At 33.4% G+C, this 20,573-nt stretch carries 20 protein-coding genes and 1 riboswitch; all 20 genes read left to right on the top strand.

Annotated features, from left to right (window positions below):
* Positions 1-882, top strand: a complete 882-nt coding sequence (locus tag DW1_RS14950) for a ParB/RepB/Spo0J family partition protein (RefSeq protein ID WP_074351759.1) — start codon at positions 1-3, stop codon at positions 880-882.
* Between the two features lie 351 nt (positions 883-1,233).
* On the top strand, positions 1,234-2,130 hold the full coding sequence (locus DW1_RS14945) for a PhzF family phenazine biosynthesis protein (protein ID WP_074351758.1): 897 nt from the start codon (positions 1,234-1,236) through the stop codon (positions 2,128-2,130).
* Positions 2,131-2,601: 471 nt separating this feature from the next.
* Positions 2,602-3,090 (top strand): NADH-quinone oxidoreductase subunit NuoE family protein, encoded by a 489-nt coding sequence (locus DW1_RS14940; protein WP_074351756.1) that lies wholly within the window; start codon positions 2,602-2,604, stop codon positions 3,088-3,090.
* Between the two features lie 151 nt (positions 3,091-3,241).
* Positions 3,242-3,613: a (2Fe-2S) ferredoxin domain-containing protein gene (locus DW1_RS14935; protein WP_074351754.1), complete on the top strand. Its 372-nt coding sequence runs from the start codon at positions 3,242-3,244 to the stop codon at positions 3,611-3,613.
* A 211-nt stretch (positions 3,614-3,824) separates the two neighbouring features.
* Complete coding sequence (nuoF, locus tag DW1_RS14930; RefSeq protein ID WP_074351753.1) at positions 3,825-5,615, top strand: NADH-quinone oxidoreductase subunit NuoF; 1,791 nt, start codon at positions 3,825-3,827, stop codon at positions 5,613-5,615.
* Positions 5,616-5,632: 17 nt separating this feature from the next.
* Positions 5,633-6,580: an NADH-quinone oxidoreductase subunit G gene (locus DW1_RS14925; protein ID WP_074351752.1), complete on the top strand. Its 948-nt coding sequence runs from the start codon at positions 5,633-5,635 to the stop codon at positions 6,578-6,580.
* A gap of 5 nt (positions 6,581-6,585) precedes the next feature.
* Positions 6,586-9,264 carry a formate dehydrogenase subunit alpha gene (gene fdhF, locus DW1_RS14920; protein ID WP_083605708.1) on the top strand — a complete coding sequence of 893 codons (2,679 nt, stop codon included), beginning with the start codon at positions 6,586-6,588 and terminating at the stop codon, positions 9,262-9,264.
* 7 nt (positions 9,265-9,271) lie between these two features.
* Positions 9,272-9,772 (top strand): ferritin-like domain-containing protein, encoded by a 501-nt coding sequence (locus DW1_RS14915; protein ID WP_074351802.1) that lies wholly within the window; start codon positions 9,272-9,274, stop codon positions 9,770-9,772.
* 2 nt (positions 9,773-9,774) lie between these two features.
* Positions 9,775-10,263, top strand: a complete 489-nt coding sequence (locus tag DW1_RS14910) for a MogA/MoaB family molybdenum cofactor biosynthesis protein (RefSeq protein WP_074351751.1) — start codon at positions 9,775-9,777, stop codon at positions 10,261-10,263.
* Positions 10,264-10,272: 9 nt separating this feature from the next.
* Positions 10,273-10,875, top strand: coding sequence for a molybdenum cofactor guanylyltransferase (locus DW1_RS14905; RefSeq protein ID WP_074351749.1), 603 nt, complete (start codon positions 10,273-10,275; stop codon positions 10,873-10,875).
* Positions 10,876-10,888: 13 nt separating this feature from the next.
* Complete coding sequence (gene fdhD, locus DW1_RS14900) at positions 10,889-11,671, top strand: formate dehydrogenase accessory sulfurtransferase FdhD (RefSeq protein ID WP_159433602.1); 783 nt, start codon at positions 10,889-10,891, stop codon at positions 11,669-11,671.
* A riboswitch (molybdenum cofactor riboswitch) is annotated at positions 11,640-11,761 on the top strand. It overlaps the preceding gene by 32 nt.
* A gap of 452 nt (positions 11,762-12,213) precedes the next feature.
* Complete coding sequence (locus DW1_RS14895; RefSeq protein ID WP_074351747.1) at positions 12,214-13,104, top strand: ABC transporter substrate-binding protein; 891 nt, start codon at positions 12,214-12,216, stop codon at positions 13,102-13,104.
* Between the two features lie 251 nt (positions 13,105-13,355).
* Positions 13,356-14,045 (top strand): ABC transporter permease, encoded by a 690-nt coding sequence (locus tag DW1_RS14890; RefSeq protein ID WP_074351746.1) that lies wholly within the window; start codon positions 13,356-13,358, stop codon positions 14,043-14,045.
* Position 14,046: 1 nt separating this feature from the next.
* Complete coding sequence (locus tag DW1_RS14885) at positions 14,047-14,679, top strand: ATP-binding cassette domain-containing protein (protein ID WP_074351744.1); 633 nt, start codon at positions 14,047-14,049, stop codon at positions 14,677-14,679.
* A gap of 1 nt (position 14,680) precedes the next feature.
* Positions 14,681-15,907, top strand: coding sequence for a molybdopterin molybdotransferase MoeA (glp, locus tag DW1_RS14880; protein ID WP_074351742.1), 1,227 nt, complete (start codon positions 14,681-14,683; stop codon positions 15,905-15,907).
* 155 nt (positions 15,908-16,062) lie between these two features.
* Positions 16,063-17,961 (top strand): molybdopterin biosynthesis protein, encoded by a 1,899-nt coding sequence (locus DW1_RS14875; protein ID WP_074351740.1) that lies wholly within the window; start codon positions 16,063-16,065, stop codon positions 17,959-17,961.
* 129 nt (positions 17,962-18,090) lie between these two features.
* Complete coding sequence (moaA, locus tag DW1_RS14870; RefSeq protein ID WP_074351739.1) at positions 18,091-19,047, top strand: GTP 3',8-cyclase MoaA; 957 nt, start codon at positions 18,091-18,093, stop codon at positions 19,045-19,047.
* A gap of 1 nt (position 19,048) precedes the next feature.
* Positions 19,049-19,522: a cyclic pyranopterin monophosphate synthase MoaC gene (gene moaC, locus DW1_RS14865; RefSeq protein ID WP_074351737.1), complete on the top strand. Its 474-nt coding sequence runs from the start codon at positions 19,049-19,051 to the stop codon at positions 19,520-19,522.
* A 140-nt stretch (positions 19,523-19,662) separates the two neighbouring features.
* Positions 19,663-20,094: an MOSC domain-containing protein gene (locus DW1_RS14860; RefSeq protein ID WP_200800540.1), complete on the top strand. Its 432-nt coding sequence runs from the start codon at positions 19,663-19,665 to the stop codon at positions 20,092-20,094.
* Entirely contained in the window at positions 20,081-20,563 is a 483-nt protein-coding gene (locus tag DW1_RS14855; protein WP_143474443.1) for an MOSC domain-containing protein, read from the top strand. The genes DW1_RS14860 and DW1_RS14855 overlap by 14 nt, the downstream gene beginning before the upstream one ends.
* The last annotated feature ends 10 nt before the right edge of the window (positions 20,564-20,573 follow it).

Below are 20,573 nucleotides of genomic sequence, written 5' to 3'. Positions count from 1 at the left end.
ATGTCTGTTAAGAAGAGGGGACTGGGTAAAGGTCTCTCTGCATTGATACCAGATGAACCTTTAAAAGAAATTACAGATGCTGAAAGCAATGATGAAAAAATAATATTTATTGATATTTCTCAAATTGCACCAAATATTGAGCAACCAAGAAGAGATTTTAATAATGAAACCTTGGACGAGCTAGTTGCATCAATTAGCAAACACGGCATTATTCAACCTATTATTGTTAGAAAGCAAGATAAGGGTTATGAAATAGTAGCTGGCGAAAGAAGGTGGAGAGCTGCTCAAAAAGCAGGGTTGAAGGAAATTCCAGCCATAGTTAAAGAATTAAGTCAAATAGAAGTTTCACAGATTGCATTAATTGAGAACCTTCAAAGAGAAGATTTGAATCCAATAGAAGAAGCCTTAGCCTATAAAAACCTTTCGGGAAAATACAAGCTAACGCAAGAGGAAATATCACAAGCTGTAGGGAAGAGCAGACCGTATATATCTAATGTGATGAGGCTTTTAAATTTAGAGAAAGAAATACTTGAACTGATTTCTAAAGGGACTATTACAAGTGGACATGGTAGAGCATTATTAACAATAGAGGATGGAGAGTCTAGAAAAAAATTATGCAAGACTATTGTAGACAACAACTTAAGTGTTAGAGAAACAGAAAGACTAGTAAAGAATTACTTAGAAGATAAGGACAAAAGCAAGCCTAGTAAAAAAAGCAAAAAATCTTCTGAAAAGGACCCTATTATATTAGGAATAGAAGAATCATTAAGAAAATTTTTTGGAACTAAGGTTGTGGTTTCAAAGGGAAGCAAAAAGGGGAAAATAGAAATCGAATACTATAGTGATGATGATTTAGAAAGAATATTAGAGTTGCTTTCTTAAAATTTCATTCTGCTTTAAATCTATCTTAATATTTAATAAAATGTTTCACGTGAAACATTTTATTAAATATTAGGCATCATAAAATATGTGGCTTGCAAAAAAAGATATCAATTAGTTAAATCATTAAAAATATAGCATGTGTTTAGCATGCGGTCTTATTTGCTTTCGTAAAATTGTTTCACGTGAAACATAAATATCCCACTAAATGAATATATTCATAGGGATTAGTTTATCTAAATCCTTTTCTTTTTGTAAAACCATCGACAATTAATTCCATATGTAAACTAACATATTTCTGATATAATTATTAAATAGTACGAAGTGAAACTTCATTTTAGGAGGAAAACATAGATGGAGGTTATAATTTATCAAGTAGATGCCTTTACAGATAGGCCTTTTGGAGGTAATCCTGCTGGTGTAGTTCCAGATGCGAAAAATCTATCTGAGCAAGATATGCAAAAAATTGCAAGTGAAATGAATCTTTCAGAAACAGCATTTGTAAAAAAGTTAGATAATAACTTGTTTGAGGTTAGATTCTTTACGCCTAAATGTGAGGTGGCTCTATGTGGACATGCTACTATAGCTACTTTTTATGTTCTAGGTACAAAAGGATACATTAGAAATGAAGATAGAAGCAAAGCTCTTATTACACAGAAAACAAAATCCGGTCTACTTCCAGTAGAGTTATATTTTGAAAATGATGAAATTATTAAGGTTTTAATGCATCAAGGTAGTCCTGAAGTTTTTGGTCAGGTCGATGAAATAGAAAAAATATCAAATATACTAGGTATCTATAAAGAGCAAATTGGAATAAGAGGCTATGATTTGAAACCAGAAATAATAAGTACAGGATTAAAGGATATCATTGTTCCTGTTAAGGATATGGAGGCATTAGAATCATTAAAAATAGATTTTGAAAAGATGGACAATTACTGTATTAGTAAAAAATCAATAGGAATGCATGTTTTCACTTTAGATAACTCAAAAGAGAATGAGGTTCATTGTAGGAACTTTGCACCTTCACTTGGTATATATGAGGAGGCTGCTACAGGAACAGCCAATGGAGCATTAATATACTATATGAAACGAAACAACATGCTAAGGACAAACTCATTAACTGTAAATCAAGGGCAATATATGAACAGACCAAGTAAGATACAATGTGAAATTTATGAATCAGAAAATCATGACATTGTTAAAGTAGGTGGTCAGGCTGTAATAGTAATGGAAGGTGTTATTAAATATTAAATTTAAAAGAGAGGCATTAGGATAATATTGCTTCCTCTAAGAACCTCCATTTTATTGATATTTCTTAACAAATACTAAAATGATTAAAATTACTTGCATAGAAGGGCTGAGAGATTGACAGCTACTAGATACTAATGTATAATATCTTTGTATTTTTGAAGGTTACCAAGGTCTATAAATTAAGGTTTGTACTGCGGTTTCCTTCTAAAAAATACAAGTGAAACTAATATCTAATGGTATCAAAACAAAAGATTTAAATAAACTCATGATAAATAACTACTGCAATGTGCTAGTCATAAAAAGTTAAGCTTTCAGCTGAAGTAAAAATCATTTTAACCTACCTAAACCTGTCTAATCTTAGCTGCTTTCATGGACATTTTGAATACAACTGTATATTTTTGCTAACTTAAACTTACACAAAAATTAAAGTGGGATTTTGTTTTTAAAAAATTTAAAAGGGGGTTTTATTAAATGGATTTTAAGTTTGATTGGAAACAAAACGAAGAAAAAATAAAAGAACTGCAAAAAATAATTGAAAAGCATAAGGATACCAAGGGAGCAGTAATGCCTGTACTTCATGAGGCACAGGATTTATTTGGGTATTTGCCAATTGAAGTTCAAACCATAATTTCTGAAGGTCTAAATGTACCGCTTGCAGAGATATACGGTGTAGTAACATTCTATTCACAATTCACATTAATACCAAAAGGTCAATATCAAATTGGAGTATGTTTAGGTACAGCTTGTTATGTAAAAGGCTCACAAGCAATACTTGACAAGATAAAAGAAAAGCTTAATGTTCAGGTAGGAGGAACAACACCAGATAGAAAATTCTCACTACAAGCAACTAGATGTATAGGAGCATGTGGATTAGCGCCAGTAATTACAATAAATGAGGATGTATATGGAAGATTGAAGGCAGAAGAGGTAGAGGGGATTCTTGAGAAATACTTAAAATAAGTATCTAGTACTCAAACTAAATCATCTTACTATGTGTATTTATGACTAGAAAATTATAAAAAATAGTAGAGTAAAATATAGTATCACAAAATTAATTCAATAGTTAAATTAGTTAAGTTATAATTTTGATAAAAGCTTTGGGGGTGTATTTATGAAATCTTTAGAAGAATTGAAAAAAATCAGAGAAGAAGCTTTAGAAAAGATTGACTTAAGAAATGAAGAATCAAGTACTAGAATAGTAGTAGGAATGGCAACATGTGGTATTTCAGCAGGAGCAAGACCTGTACTTATGGCACTTGTTGAAGAGGTTAACAAGAGAAAGCTAAAAGATGTAACTATTACACAAACAGGTTGTATAGGCGTTTGTAGACTTGAACCCATAGTTGAAGTATATAGAAATGGTGAGGAAAAGGTTACCTACGTAAATATGGATCCTGAGAAAGCAAGAAAAGTTATTGCAGAGCATATTGTAAATAATAGAATTGTAAAAGAATATACTATTGGAGCACAAGAAAATATTTAAGAAGTATAAGCAATAATTAATAATCATAAATAACAAAATCCAAATTAGAACTAGTATAGTATTTTAGACTATCTATTCTATATACATAGACTATGATAATCTAAAAAACAAGCAAAATGAATTTTATTCATTAAAATAGTTAGCATCTTTTGTTAGGCAATATGTTATGAACTTTAAAATATTTGAATCAAACAAAGCAGGGGGGAAAATAATGGAAATGTTCAGATCGCATGTCTTGATATGTGGAGGTACAGGTTGTACTTCTTCAAGGTCAGATAAAATAGAAGAGAAATTCAATGAAGTGTTAAAGGCAAGAGGACTTGATAATGAAATAAAAGTTGTTAGAACTGGATGCTTTGGACTTTGTGAAGCAGGACCTATAGTAATAGTTTATCCAGAAGGGGCTTTTTATAGCCATATAAAAATTGAAGATGTAGATGAAATAGTGGAAGAACACCTATATAAAGGAAGAATAGTTAAAAGGTTATTATATAAAGATGCAGTAGAGGAAAACGTAATCAAATCTATTAATCAAGTAGACTTTTATAGTAAGCAAAAGAGAATTGCATTAAGTCACTGTGGTGTTATTAATCCTGAAGATATTACAGAATATATTGCCTATAATGGATACGAGGCTTTAGGAAAAGCAATAACTGAAATGACACCTGGGCAAGTTATAGATACTATTAAGGCTTCAGGTTTACGCGGTAGGGGAGGAGCAGGATTTCCTACAGGATTAAAGTGGCAGTTTGCTGCTGATGCGAAAGGAGATCAAAAATATGTTGTATGTAATGCTGACGAGGGAGATCCAGGTGCATTTATGGATAGAAGTATTCTAGAGGGAGACCCTCATGCTCTTGTAGAAGCTATGACTATTGCTGGTTATGCTATTGGCTCAAACCAAGGATATGTGTATATAAGAGCAGAATATCCAATAGCTGTTAAGAGATTACAGATTGCAATAGACCAAGCTAGGGAGCATGGATTACTTGGAAAAAATATTTTTGGCACAGATTTTAGCTTTGACATGGAAATCAGACTTGGTGCTGGTGCCTTCGTATGTGGTGAGGAGACAGCTCTTATTGCATCTATTGAAGGTGAAAGAGGAATGCCTAGAAATAAACCACCATTCCCAGCCAATAAAGGATTATGGCAAAAGCCTACACTAATAAATAACGTTGAAACCTTTGCGAACATTCCTAAAATCATATTAAATGGACCAGAATGGTTTAAAGCAGTAGGTACAGAAAAGTCTCCAGGAACTAAAGTATTTGCATTAGGAGGAAAAATAAACAACACAGGATTAGTTGAGATACCTATGGGGACAACCTTGAGAGAAGTTATTTATGATATAGGTGGTGGAATACCAAATGGTAAAGCATTTAAGGCAGTTCAAACTGGTGGACCATCAGGTGGATGTCTTACAGCAGAACATTTAGATACCCCTATAGAATATGAAACGCTTGTTGCACTAGGCTCTATGATGGGTTCTGGTGGAATGATAGTTATGGATGAAGATACATGTATGGTTGATATAGCAAGATTTTTCCTTGACTTTACAGTAGAAGAGTCATGTGGTAAGTGTACTCCATGTAGAGAAGGTACAAAGAGAATGCTTGAGTTATTAGAAAAAATAACAAGCGGAGAAGGAGAACCAGAAGATATAGATAAGCTTGAAAACTTAGCTGAAACTATAAAGTCAGCTTCACTTTGTGGACTAGGTCAGACAGCTCCGAATCCTGTATTATCGACGCTTCAATATTTCAGACATGAGTATGAAGCTCACGTACATGATAAAAAATGTCCTGCTGGTGCATGTCAATCACTATTACAATACTATATTACAGATAAGTGTATTGGTTGTACAAAATGTGCTAGAAATTGCCCAGTTTCATGTATTTCAGGAAAGGTGAAAGAACTACACATAATTGATTCTGAAAAATGTATTAAATGTGGAGCATGTCAAGCAGCTTGTCCAATAAATGCAATAATCAAAAGATAAAAATAGGAGGATAGGAAATGAACTATGTTACATTGACTATAGATGAACAAAAAGTCACAGTACCTAATAACTTTACCATACTACAGGCTGCTGAAAAGCTTGGCATCGAAATTCCAGCCCTTTGTTATGATAAAGATTTGGAAATAGTATCCTCATGTAGACTATGTATAGTTGAGATAAAGGGAAGTCCAAAGCTTCAAACATCATGCTCTACCTTAGTATCAGAAGGGATGGTTGTCTACACTGAAAGTGAAAAGGTAGTTAAAATGAGAAGAACTATTCTCCAACTATTACTGGATAATCATCCTAATGATTGCTTAACTTGTGAAAAGGCTGGTGAATGTCTACTGCAAAGATATTCTTATAGATATGATGTCAAGTTTAGAGAGCACCAAGGTGCAAGAAGGAAAGAATTTACTGATACGTCTAGTCCTTATATTTTAAGGGATGGCAGCAAGTGTATACTATGTAGTAAATGCATAAGAACCTGTGCAGAAGTTTCTGATAGACAAGTACTATCATTTGCAGAGAGAGGATTTGCAACTAGGGTTGTAGCAGATGCAGGTTTTAGCTTAGAAGAGTCTAAATGTGTTTCATGCAATAGATGTGTATCTGTATGCCCAACAGGAGCCCTTATAGATAGAAGGGCTACATCCATAGGAAGGATATGGGAATTCGAAACAGAAAAAGTGACATGTAACAGATGTGATTATGGCTGTGACTTTGAGGTCATGAAAAAGAATGGGCAAAATGTTGCACTAAAGGCTAAGAAACCTAGTGGGGGTAGACCTTTATGCTTAAAGGGAAGGTTGACCACTGAATTATTACATGTTGATAGCCCTCAACAGCCTTTTACAAAGCAAGATGGAAAGTTCATCGAAGACAACTGGATCAACATATTAAACTTAACGGATATCATGGAAAAGATTGCTGTAGTTGAAGGCAAAGATGGTAAGGGGGAATAAAAGTCATGGTTGCTATCACCATAAATAAGAAACAGTATGAAGTTTCAGAAGGCAAAACAATACTTGAGGTATGTAAAGAAATTGGCTTAGAAATACCTACCTTATGTCATGATGATAGACTAGAACCCCATGCTGCATGTAGATTATGTGTAGTGGAGATTGAAGGAAGAAGAAACCTTATGACTGCTTGCTCTACTTTTGTAGAGCAAGGCATGGTCATAGAAACTCATAGTGAAAAGGTAATGAAATCAAGAAGAGAGATTCTAAACCTAATGATTTCAAATCATCCACTTGATTGTCTAACTTGCAGTAAATCTGGAGCTTGTAGTCTACAAAAATATTGTTATGAATATGACATTACAGAAGGAAGCTTTAAAGGTGAAAAGAAAAACTACCCAATAGACGATTCAAATCATTTTTACATTAGTGACCCTAACAAGTGTATACTTTGTGGCAAATGTGTAAGGGTATGTTCAGAATTACAGGGCACAAATGCCATTGGGTTAAGTGATAGAGGGTTTATTACTAAGGTAACTACTCCTTTTGACCAAGGCTTAGTGAATTCAAAATGTGTATCTTGTGGAAACTGTGTTTCAGTTTGTCCAGTTGGTTCTTTAGAGCCTAAATCAAAGGAAAGATTCAGATTATGGGAAACAAGAAAAGTTAGAACTACATGCTCCTACTGTGGAGTAGGTTGTCAAATGGATTTAATAGTAAAAGGTGAAAAAGTAGTAGGAGTGGAGCCTGCTAAAGGACCGTCAAATAATGGTTTATTATGTGTAAAAGGGAAATTTGCTTATCCATTTGTTAATCATCCTGATAGACTTAAGACACCTCTTATAAAAAGAAATGGAAAGTTTGAAGAAGCTACTTGGGAAGAAGTATATGAGCTTATTGTTGATAAAATAAAAGAAACTAAAAAAGTACATGGTTCAGACTCACTAGCTGGTCTTACATCTGCAAGATGTACTAATGAAGAGAACTATTTATTCCAGAAGCTATTTAGAGCGGTGATAGGAACTAATAACGTAGACCACTGTGCGCGCCTCTGACACTCCTCAACAGTTGCAGGTCTTGCAACTACATTAGGAAGTGGTGCTATGACAAATAGCATTCAGGAAATACTAAATACTGATGCCATGTTTGTAATTGGCTCTAACACCACTGAGAACCACCCCGTAATAGGTACTATGATTAAGAGAGCTAAAAGAAAAGGTGCAAAACTAATTGTAGCAGATCCAAGAAGAATAGAACTAGCTGATTATGCAGATGTATATCTTCAAATTAAACCAGGAACAAACATTGCACTACTAAATGCTATGATGAATGTAATCATAGAAAGAGGTTTACAGGATAAGGCCTATATAGAAGAAAGAACAGAAAATTATGAAGAACTAGTTAAAGCTGTAAAAGATTATACACCAGAAGCAGTTGCAAAAATTTGTGGAGTAAGAGCAGAAGACATAATTAAGGCTGCTTTAATATATGCAGAAGCAGAAAAAGCAGGCATATATTATGCAATGGGTATTACACAGCATACTACTGGGACACATTCTGTTATGTCTATATCAAACCTTGCACTGCTATGTGGGAATATAGGAAAAGAATCAGCGGGAGTAAATCCACTTAGAGGACAAAACAATGTTCAAGGTGCTTGTGATATGGGTGGATTACCATCAGATTTACCAGGATACCAAAAGGTATTCAAGCCAGAAGTAATAGAAAAGTTCGAAAAAGCATGGGATGCTAAACTTTCAAATAAAATTGGTTTAACTATACCTGAAATTTTAGATGGGGCAGAGCATGGAAACATTAAATTTCTATATATAATGGGAGAAAATCCAATGGTTTCTGATCCAGATATAAACCATGTAAGAAAAGCTCTAAATAATGTTGATTTTCTAGTAGTTCAGGACATATTCCTAACTGAAACTGCAGAGCTTGCTGACGTAGTACTTCCTGCCGCATCATTTGCAGAGAAGGACGGAACGTTTTCTAATACTGAGAGAAGAGTTCAAAGAATTAGAAAAGCAATAAATCCTGTTGGAGAATCTAAACCAGATTGGCAAATAATTATGGAGATAATGAATAAACTAGGATATAATAAGAAATATGGCCATCCGTCAGAAATAATGGATGAAATAGCTAGTGTAACTCCATCATATGCGGGTATTAGCTATGATAGATTAGAGAAAGTTGGCATTCAGTGGCCGTGTCCAGACAAAGAGCATCCTGGTACAAAATATCTTCATAAGGCTTCTATTGCAAGAGGTAAAGGCTTATTTATGCCAATAGATTATACAGTAAGTGCTGAAACTCCTGACTCAGAGTATCCATTTATCTTTACGACAGGAAGAATATTGTATCACTATCATACTAGAACTATGACAGGTAAAGTAGAAGGACTAAATAGAATAGCTCCTGAATCCTATGTTGAAATAAATGAAGCGACAGCTATTAAGCTTGGAATATCTCACGGAGAAAAGGTAAAGTTAGCTTCAAGACGTGGAGAAATAACTACAACAGCAAAGGTAACTGATATAATAGAAGAAAATGTACTATTTATGCCATTCCACTTTGCTGAAGGTGCTGCTAACTACCTAACTAATAGTAAACTAGATTCAATAGCAAAAATACCAGAGCTTAAAGTGGCTGCTGTTAAAATTCAAAAGATAGGGAGCTGAGATGTCTATGAAAAAGTATGAGCAAATAATGAAATATGCTATGCAAATGGAGCTTGATGGATATAATTTTTTCAAAGAAAAAGCAGAAAAGTTTAATAATCCAACTACAAGAAAGCTATTTTTAGATTTAGCAGATGTAGAAATGGAGCACTACAACTTCATAAAAGAACAATTAGAGGAATATCTTGAAACAGACTCATTTAATATTAAGTCAGAGGGCTTTAATAGAGATGAAAAAAATATTTTTGAGTCTAGAGAAAAGTCTGAACATATAGCTGAGACTTTAATGGAATCTGATATTCCAGATTTAACTGTGCTAAGGATGGCTTATTTAATTGAAAGAGATTATGCGGAATTCTATAGAAAAGCAGCAGAAAGTGCTGACGATGAAGTAGCAAAAACTTTATTCAATAAATTAGCTGAGTGGGAAGATGGTCATGAAAGATTATTCAAATCTGAATATGACAGAAGAATGAAGGAATATATGAATCTTCCTTGGGGAGGATAAAAATGTTTAGAGTTGGAATAATTACAGCCAGTGATAAAGGCTCAAAAGGTGAAAGAGAAGATTTAAGTGGTAAGGTTATTTCTGATATTTTGGAGAAAAAGGGGTATACTGTTGAGAGGTATGTTATTCTTCCAGACGATGAGGACAGTATATCAAGAGAAATGGTTCATATGTCAGATGAACTGAAGCTAGATTTAATATTAACTACAGGTGGTACTGGATTTAGTAAAAGAGATGTAACTCCAGAAGCAACTATTAAGGTATGTGATAGAATGGCTCCAGGAATATCAGAAGCCATTAGATACTATAGTTTGAGTATTACACCAAGAGCTATGCTATCAAGGGCAGCATCAGGAATACGAAAAGAGACACTTATAGTTAATTTGCCTGGAAGTCCAAAGGCTGTAAGAGAATCTTTAGAATATATTATTGATAGTATACATCATGGTCTTGAGATATTAACAGGTAAAACAGGTGAATGTGCTAGATAGGTGATATATATGAAGAAGTTTGGTACTGCTGTCATACTAGCAGGTGGTAAAAGTTCTAGAATGGGCTTTGATAAGCAACTACTGAAAATTAATGAAAGAAGACTTATGGATAGTCTCATAATGAAACTCAACCAGGAGTTTGATGAGATTATTATAGTAACTAATAGACCTGAGTGCTATAAGGGGCTTGGGGATAAGATAATTAGTGACATAATAGTCGGAAGAGGCCCGTTAAGCGGCATACATGCAGGATTAACCATGGCTTCAAATGAATTTTCCTACTTTCTAGCATGTGACATGCCTAATATAAATTTTGATTATATAAGATATATGAAGAATAGTATTAGATGCATAGATACTTCTGCTTGTATTACTAGATTTGGTAGTTGGATAGAGCCTTTTAATGCTTTTTATTCTAAAAAACTCAAAATTGAAATAGAGAAGCATCTTTTTAGTGGTAATAGATCTATTAATTCACTATTAGAGAAGGTGGATGTATACTATATAAGTGAAGAAGAGGCTAGAAGGTTTAGTCCTAATTGGGATATGTTTTTGAATCTCAATACAAAGGAAGACTTAAATAACTATTTGATTAAAATTGCTAATGAATAAAGAGGTAAATCCTATGAATGATACAAAAAAAGTAGATATAATAAGAGTGAAGGGTGACAATATATTAAAAGAAGAAGACATAGTAGTTTCAGAATATCCTTTTACTATATTTATAAATGATGAAGAATTTATAACACTACTATGTAGTCCAAAATCTCTTAAATATTTGACTGTAGGTTTTCTTTATTCAGAAGGTTTTATAAGTTCTACTTCAGACATTGTTAATCTAAAAATAGACGAAGAAAAAGGTCTTTCTTATGTTGAGTTAAAAAATAAAAGCTCATTAATAGAAAAACTGTATGGGAAAAGAACTATTACATCAGGCTGTGGTAAGGGTACACTGTTTTATAATGTATTAGATTCCTTTAAGTCTAAGAAGATAAATAATTACTTAACTATAACCTTAGATGAAATAAAGAACCTTGTAAAAGCCTTTAGTAAAAACTCAGAGCTTTTTTTAAATACAGGAGGGGTTCATAGTTGTGCCCTATGTAGCTTTAATGATATACTTATCTTTGAAGAAGACATAGGAAGACATAATGCATTAGATAAGGTACTAGGAAGAGCATTAGTGGAGGATATCCCCTTAACAGACAAGATACTTCTAGTTAGTGGAAGGATATCGTCTGAAATGCTTATAAAGACTGCAAAAAGAGAAATTCCTATACTAGTATCTAGAGCAGCTCCTACTAGTCTTGCAGTAGAATTAGCAAGAGAATTAAATATAACCCTCATAGGCTTTGCCAGAGGAGAAAAAATGAATATCTACTCAAATTTTCCGAGCTTAAACTTCTAAAGTCAATGTTGACCATGAAGTCTAGCCGATGGGTATAAGGAGAAATTCTTGTGCCTCCCGTATTTGGAAAGGAAAGTTTTAACCTGTTGGTAAAATTTAATGTTTTGCCACTAGTTTAAAACAGTCCTTTTTGGGACTGTCTTTTTTTATGATCTAACCTAACTTTTCGAATGCTTTAATCGAGAAATTGCTGGTAGGTCAAATGTATCAAGCACCAAGTTTGAACGACCGAAGGGAGTTAGCAGATTTAGTTATTTGACTGCTAATGACCTAACTCGATTGATTTGAATGCCTTTTTAAAAGAATCGTAGGTAGGTCAAACGCAAGGAGAATCAAATTTATGCGAGTGATAGCGAGCCAATAAATTTAAATTATGAGATTGCGGTAAACGACTTATCCCTACTTGTTGAATTCTTTTATCAGGAAGTGATTAGCAGGTCAAATATCCCAATCACCGAATTTATGGAGGGTAGTCACAAATAAATTTGCATTCGGAAATTGCGGTTAAAAAAACTACATAATAAAAGGAGGAAAAAATACTCATGAAAAAGTTTTTGTTAATTTCTTTAAGTATCTTACTTGTATTTTCTTTATTAGTTGGATGTACACCTAAATCTACAGATCAACCTGAAAATTCCGTAGATCAATCTAATGGCAATAGAAATGATAACGAAGAAAAATTAGGTGGAAGTATTATACTTTCTACAACTACTAGTACACAAGATAGTAAACTTTTAGATTATTTGCTTCCTAAATTTACTGAAGATACAGGTATAGAAGTTAAGGTTATAGCAGTAGGAACTGGTAAAGCTCTTCAAATGGGGAAAGATGGAGATGCAGATATACTACTTGTACATGCTAAAGCATCAGAAGAAGAGTTTGTTAAAGAAGGTCATGGTACTGAAAGACATGATGTAATGTATAATGATTTTATACTAGTTGGACCAAAAGACGATCCTCTAAAGTTAAAGGAAAATTCACCAAATGATATTCTTACAGGTTTAACTACTATCTCTGAAAACCAAGCTAAATTTGTTTCAAGAGGTGACGATTCAGGTACTCATAAGAAAGAATTAGAAATATGGAAAACAGCTGGCATAGAACCACAAGGAGATTGGTACTTATCAGCAGGTAGTGGAATGGGCGATGTATTGAAAATAGCTTCAGAAAAACAAGGTTATACATTAACAGATAGAGCAACTTATCTTAGCTTAAGAGATACATTAGATCTTGATATAATAATAGAAAAAGACGAGAATTTATTTAATCAATATGGTATAATACCAGTAAACCCAGAAAAAAGTGATAAAATAAATGCTGAGGGAGCAAAAGCATTTATGGATTGGATGTTGTCTGAAAAAGGACAAAAACTAATAGGTGAATTTGGTGTAGATAAGTATGGAATGCCATTATTCGTACCTAATGGAAAGTAAAAATTGAAATCATATATTATAAGCTAAAATAATATAAAAGTTATTTACTCAAGTAGTATAATTAAGAGCTATAAGAAGTTATACTAGCTGCATGCTTAGCCTCACTGGCAGCATGCGGCTATTTTTCTATAATAATTATTTTAGGGATTCATGCTTGCCTAGCTTAGAGTCGGAACTGCATAGCTCAAGGAAAGTGCAATGGTATGTAGCAAACAATGCTATGCTAGGATTTTTACAAAGGGGAGAATTAAATGGACTATATTTTAAATGGTTTTAAAGAAGCAGGATACTTACTAATAAGTTTAGATAAAGAAGTATATAAGATAATATTATTATCATTATTTGTATCCTCTTTATCTACTATTCTTTCTTCAATAATATCTATACCCTTAGGTATTTATTTAGGAATAAAGGAGTTTAAAGGTAAACGCCTATTTTCAAGATTAGTATACACAATGATGAGTGTTCCTTCAGTAATAGTGGGATTGGTAGTTGCTATATTACTTTCAAGAAAGGGGCCATTAGGATTTCTTGACTTACTATATACTCCTACAGCTATGATAATTGCTCAAACATTATTAGTAACTCCTCTAATAATTGGGCTAACATACAGTCTTTCAAAAAACCGTGGAAAGACTATTGAAAAGGTAGGAAAAACTTTAGGTGCAGGGAAGCTTGATATAATAATACTTATAATAAAAGAACTAAAAGTAGATATCTTAGTTAATATTGCAACAGCTTTTTCAAGAGCCATATCTGAGGTTGGAGCAGTTATGATAGTTGGAGGAAATATAAAAAACCATACAAGAGTTATTACAACAACTATTTCAATGATGAATTCTATGGGAGATTATCCTATGGCAATAGCTTTAGGAATTGTGCTTTTAATAATTTCTTTTGGGGTAAATAGCATAATATACTCCTATCAAGGAGAGGATTAATTTGAAAGTATCTATAAATAATATAAAAAAATATTACAATGATAAACTAGTACTAGATATAGAAAAGCTAGAAATAGAAAAAGGAAAAATAACAGGGATAATTGGTCCTAATGGCTCTGGTAAAAGTACATTGCTTAACATAATCGCAGGACTGGATGATGAATATACGGGTACAGTATCGTATGACCAATCAGTCATTAATTCGAAACCATATGACAGGATGACATTAGTTTCACAAAAACCCTATCTTTTTAAAAGAAAAGTTTATCTAAACATTGAATATCCTTTAAAAATTAGAAAATTTAATAAAGAAGATATAAAAAACAGAGTCAATAAAGTAATCAGTAGGTTAGGGATTGAAGGACTTAGAGATAAAAAGGCACATTTACTTTCTGGAGGAGAATCACAAAAAGTATCTTTGGCAAGGGCACTAGTGTTTGAACCTGAGCTTTTATTACTAGATGAGCCTACATCAAATATAGATCCAGAATCCATTAAGGTTTTAGAAAGAGAAATATTAAACTTTAATCGGGAAACAGGAGCAACGGTTATAATTGTTACACATAATCTAGAGCAGTCAAATAGAATATGTGACAATATTATTTATCTTGAAAAGGGAAGGGTGACCTATTAGAATGGACTTTTTCAATGTAGTTTCAGTTGAAGCTGGAAGGAAAATGATGCTAGAGGCTTTTAACGAGTATAGTATTGAAATAGAAGAGATTAATATACTAGAAGCAACAGATAGAATACTTGCTGAGGATATAGTAGCTAAAGAAAATGTACCTGAGTTCAACCGTTCAACAGTAGATGGATATGCAGTTAAGAGCTCTGACACCCATGGAGCAAGTGAATCTATTCCAAGCTTCTTAACTCTTTTAGGAGAAATTAGAATGGGTGAAGAAACAAATATAAAGTTATCCAACGGTGAGGCTATTTATGTGCCTACAGGCGGTATGGTACCAGAAGGCTCAGATGCAGTAATAATGATTGAATATGCAGAAAAACTTGATGACTCAACCTTAATGGTATATAGACCTCTATCAGTTGGTGAGAATGTTATATTAAAAGGTGATGACATAAAAATAGGAGAGAGAATAATTGAAAAGGGAAAAAGATTATCTTCTCAAGATATAGGAGTTTTAGCAGCCCTTGGTGTATCAAATATAAAGGTATATAAAAAGCCTAGATTTTTTATAATTTCAACTGGTGACGAAATAGTAGACTTAGAGGAAGAACTCACTATGGGAAAAGTGAGAGATATAAATAGCTATGCACTTCATTCTTTGATTACGAAGTTAGGTGGTAAGGTTGCTGGTAGGTCCATTGTGAGAGATGACTTTGAACTGTTAAGAGGAAGTGTGGAAAAGGCACTTGATGTCTCAGACATAGTAATAATTTCTGGGGGAAGCTCAGTAGGAACTAGAGATTATACTAGCAAGGTAATAAATTCATTTGACGGTAAAGGTGTTTTTGTGCACGGAGTATCTATAAAACCAGGAAAGCCTACAATTATAGGAGAAGGAAAAGGGAAAGCAATATTTGGACTGCCGGGACATCCTGTTTCTTCAATAATTGTTTTCAAGGTATTTATAGAGTATTTCATAAGAAATTTATTGAATATAAAAGATAAAGTTAGCAAAACTACTGCAATACTTGATTTCAATTTTCCCTCATCACCAGGAAAAGAAACATATCAATTGGTCAATGTGGTAGAAAGAGAAGGAAAAACATATGCAATACCAACTTTTGGGAAGTCGGGAATGATTACATTACTTTCTAAATCAGATGGATATATTGTACTAAAGCCACATGAAGAAGGGATATTAAAAGGAGAGATAAGAGAGGTATATTTCTTATAGTTTGCTAGATAAAGAAATGCTAAGAAACATAAGCGTAGATACTTAATGGATTATAAATCTACACTCGCTAAGAGTTGTAGATTTAATCTGAAGTTCGCTTAATATTTCTATTATGTTTCGAGTTAAGGTAGAATGATAGAAAGCGAGGGAGACTATTGAAAAAGGAAGATAGAAGTATTTATATAGGTAATACAGATGTTGATGAAGCCAGAAGACTATATTATGAAAGGCTAGCTAAAGAATTTGAACACGAAGAAATTCAAGTTCTAGAAGCTTTAGGAAGAATAACTTATGAAGCAATTTATGCAAAAACCTCATCTCCACATTATAATGCAGCAGCAATGGACGGAATATTAGTAAAATCTAAAGACACAGAGGGAGCTAGTGATGTAAATCCTAAAGTGTTAGAGCTAAATAAAGACTTTATTTATATAAATACAGGCAATCCAGTAACTGAACCATTTGATGCAGTTATTATGATAGAGGATGTAATAGAATTAGGTGACAGTAAGGTTCAGATTCTTAAAGCGGCTCACCCTTGGCAGCATATAAGACCTATAGGAGAAGATATAGTAGCTACAGAAATGATAATACCATCAAGACATAAAATAAGACCTATAGACATAGGAGCTCTTATATCAGGTGGAATTCAAACCTTAAAGGTGTATAAAAGACCGAGGGTTGGAATTATACCAACAGGAACAGAGATAATAGACGATATTAATAGTTTGACCATAGGTAAAATACTAGATTCTAACTCTAGAGTTTTTGAAGGATTAATATTAGAGTATGGTGGAACTCCAAATAGATATGGACCAGTAGAAGATGAATATGAGCTTCTTAAGAATTCAATACTTAAAGGAATAGAGGAGAATGATATATTATTAGTAAATGCAGGCTCATCTGCAGGAACGAAGGACTATACTGTAAAGATAATAGAGGAAATTGGAGAAGTAATAGTTCATGGAATCGCCCTTAAACCAGGTAAGCCTACAATTCTTGGAGTAGTTAAAGGCAAACCTGTCATAGGAATCCCAGGATATCCAGTTTCTGCTTATTTAGTCTTTGATACATTTGTTAAGCCTTTAATATTAAAACATATAGGGCTTGAAGAAGAAAAAGAAGAAATAGTCAAAGCAACTGTATCAAAGAGAATAGTTTCCTCATTAAAAAATAGAGAATTAATTAGGGTAAACTTAGGGTATGTAAATAATAAGCTAGTGGCCACTCCACTACCAGGAGGAGCAGGTGTCACTATGAGCTTAGTTAAGGCTGATGGCATCGCTGTAATCCCTCGTAATCTTGAAGGCATAGAAGCTGGAGATGAAGTTGATGTTAAACTACTAAAGCCTTTAAGTAATATTAAAGAAACTTTAGTTTCTATAGGAAGTCATGATTTGATTATGGATATAATTGCAGATATGATCAGGCTTGTTTCAGGACATGTAGGAAGCATGGGTGGAATATTGGCCATGAGAAGAGGGGAATGTCATATAGCACCAATTCATCTACTTGATGTGAATACTGGAGAGTATAATATAAGCTATGTAAAAAAATATTTCCCGGGAAATAAAATGGCTATCATAAAAGGTGTTAAAAGACTTCAAGGTTTTATTGTAGAGAAAGGAAACAAAAATAGAATAAAAGACTTTACAGACTTGCTAAGAAAAGATATAGTTTTTGTAAACAGACAAAGAGGAGCAGGGACTAGAATACTACTAGATTACTTTCTCAATAAACATAATATAGACTCTGCTGACATAAAAGGTTATGATAGAGAAATGACTACACATATGGCAGTGGCTACAGCGGTGAAGACAGGCTCTGCTACAACAGGCCTAGGGATTTATTCTGCTGCAAAAGCATTAGATCTAGAATTTGTAAGTGTAGGTTATGAGGATTATGACTTTTTAGTCACACAAGAATCCTTAAATGATGAAAGAATTAAAGAATTCATTGAAACAATAAAATCAGATGAATTCAAAGAAAGAGTTATGGTACTTGGAGGCTATGAGCTTGAGCAAACTGGACAGATAATTTTAATAAACCAGTAGGTGACAGTAGCTAAGCTGTAGACATAACCGTTTAACTACTGCTATGCTTGCTACACTATCGTTATACTAATGTTAAAATACCGCTACACTATGATTATTAGCATAAGACTAAGAAAAGTAGGTGAATAGATGAAGGATTCATTTGGAAGAAGTATTAATTACCTTCGTATATCTGTAACAGACTTGTGTAACTTAAGATGTAAATATTGTATGCCTGAAAAAGGCATATGTAAGGTTGAACACAAAGACATTCTATCACTAGAAGAGATATATGAGATAGCTAAAGTATTTGTTTCATTAGGAATTAATAAAATCAGGTTAACTGGTGGAGAGCCACTTACAAGAAAAGGGTTTGTTAATCTGGTAGAAAAACTAGGAAACCTAGATGGAATAAAGGATTTAGCCATGACTACAAATGGTATTCTCTTAAAAAAATATGCACGAGACTTAAAGTCTGCAGGACTTAATCGAGTAAACATAAGCTTGGATACATTAGATGAAGAGAAATATTCTCAAATCACTAGAGGTGGAAGGCTAAAGGATGTTTTAGATGGTATCGATGTAGCTAAATCAGTAGGTCTTACTCCTATAAAAATAAATACTGTTTTAATTGGTGGATTCAATGTAAATGAAATAGAGGATTTTGTTAATCTAACAAGAGCAGATGAAATAGACGTAAGATTCATAGAGCTCATGCCTGTAGGGGAAGCTTCAAAATGGGCTGAGGAAAACTTTGTTTCCAACGAAGTAATATTAGATAAAGTAAATACATTAAAGAGTGTAGAAAGACTAGACCCATCATCACCTGCTGTTTATTATAAGCTGCCAGGTGCAAAAGGAAGAGTAGGTATTATAAATCCTATATCATGTAAGTTCTGTGACTATTGTAATAGGGTTAGACTAACATCTCAAGGTAAGTTAAAGCTTTGTTTACATTCAAATGAAGAAATTGACTTAAAGGACAAGCTAAGACAAGGAGAAGATATAGAGAAAATCATATTAAACGCTATTAAACAAAAACCAGAAGCACATCATTTAGAGGACGGTCAGTATATAACTGATAGTATGTATCAAATAGGAGGCTAAGATGAAGTTTACACATTTTAATGAAAGTGGTAGAGCCCATATGGTGGAAGTCAGCGAAAAGAATGATACAAAGAGAGTTGCAGTGGCTGTAGGCAATATTAAAATGAAAAAAGAAACTATCAATATGATAAAGGATGGGCTAATAAAAAAAGGTGATGTTCTTTCAGTAGCTCAGATTGGTGGAATAATGGGAGCAAAAAAGACAAGTGACCTTATTCCCATGTGTCATAATATTTTCCTAACTGGTGCAGATATAAGCTTCAACATTCTAGAAGATAGTATAGAGATTCAATCAGAAGTTAAGACTGTCGGCAAAACAGGAGTAGAGATGGAGGCATTAACTGCTGTTTCTCTTGCTGCATTAACTATATATGACATGTGTAAGGCTGTAGACAAGGACATGGTAATAGGAGATATAAAGCTTATAAGAAAATCTGGTGGTAAGTCAGGAGAATATATTAGAAAAGAGGATTAGTTTATTATTGCAATTAACTAATAAAATTTTCTAAGAATTTGGATAATAGCTATTTCTTTATGTTTATAAATATCTCTAGCTTTAAAACTGATATTTAATTGATATTTTAAAATAACTAAGGAGGCACCATAATGAGTAAAATAGGCAAGGTACTTGATATAAATATTAGTGAGAAAAAGGGAGTTGTAAAAAAACCTATAAAAGAAGGAGTATTCATAGAAGACTTCGGACTAGAGGGAGATGCACATGCTGGAAAATGGCATAGACAAGTAAGCCTATTAGGTATAGAAAGCTTTAATAAAATGAAGGCTCTTGGAATAGATGGGCTAGACCATGGCAGTTTTGCAGAAAATATAACTACAGAAGGTATCATATTATATGAGCTACCTGTAGGAACTAGAATGAAGATAGGGGAAACTATTCAGGAAGTAACCCAAATAGGAAAAGAGTGTCATACTGGATGTGCTATTGCACAGCAAGTAGGTAAGTGTGTAATGCCAAAGGAAGGAATATTTACTAAAGTTATAAAAGGCGGAGTAGTTAGACCTGGGGACATTATTGAGGTGTTATAAATCTATGGAATTGGATTTTAAGCAAGCTACTATAATTGGGAAAGTAACAGCCATATATCTATGTGACCCAAAAGAAATGACTCTCAGGTCAGTTGAAGAAGGGGTGTTTAAAGAAAATCATGGACTCATAGGAGATAAGCATTCATTTTCAGGAGATAGACAAGTAACCTTGTTTTCTGCTGAGGGGAGAAACAGGATAGAGACTATAGAGGCTGATGGATTATGTGTTAGAAAATTTTATGAAAATTTGACTGTACAGGGTTTAGATGCAAGTAAACTTGTTTGTGGTCGAGAGCTCGTCATAGGCGAAAGTATTTTTCAAATTACAGCTATAGGAAAAAGATGCTTTTTAGATTGCAATATTGTAAAAAGGACAGAGGCATGTTCCCTTAGATATGGAGTTGTATTTGCAAAGGTAATACTTGGAGGAAGAGTTAGAGTTGGAGATGAAGTGCTTCTTAGAGAATAAAGCAATTTAG

Source organism: Proteiniborus sp. DW1 (assembly GCF_900095305.1).
GTDB lineage: Bacteria > Bacillota > Clostridia > Tissierellales > Proteiniboraceae > Proteiniborus.
Note: the sequence above shows the minus strand (reverse complement) of the source record. Positions and strands in the feature narration are given on the sequence as shown.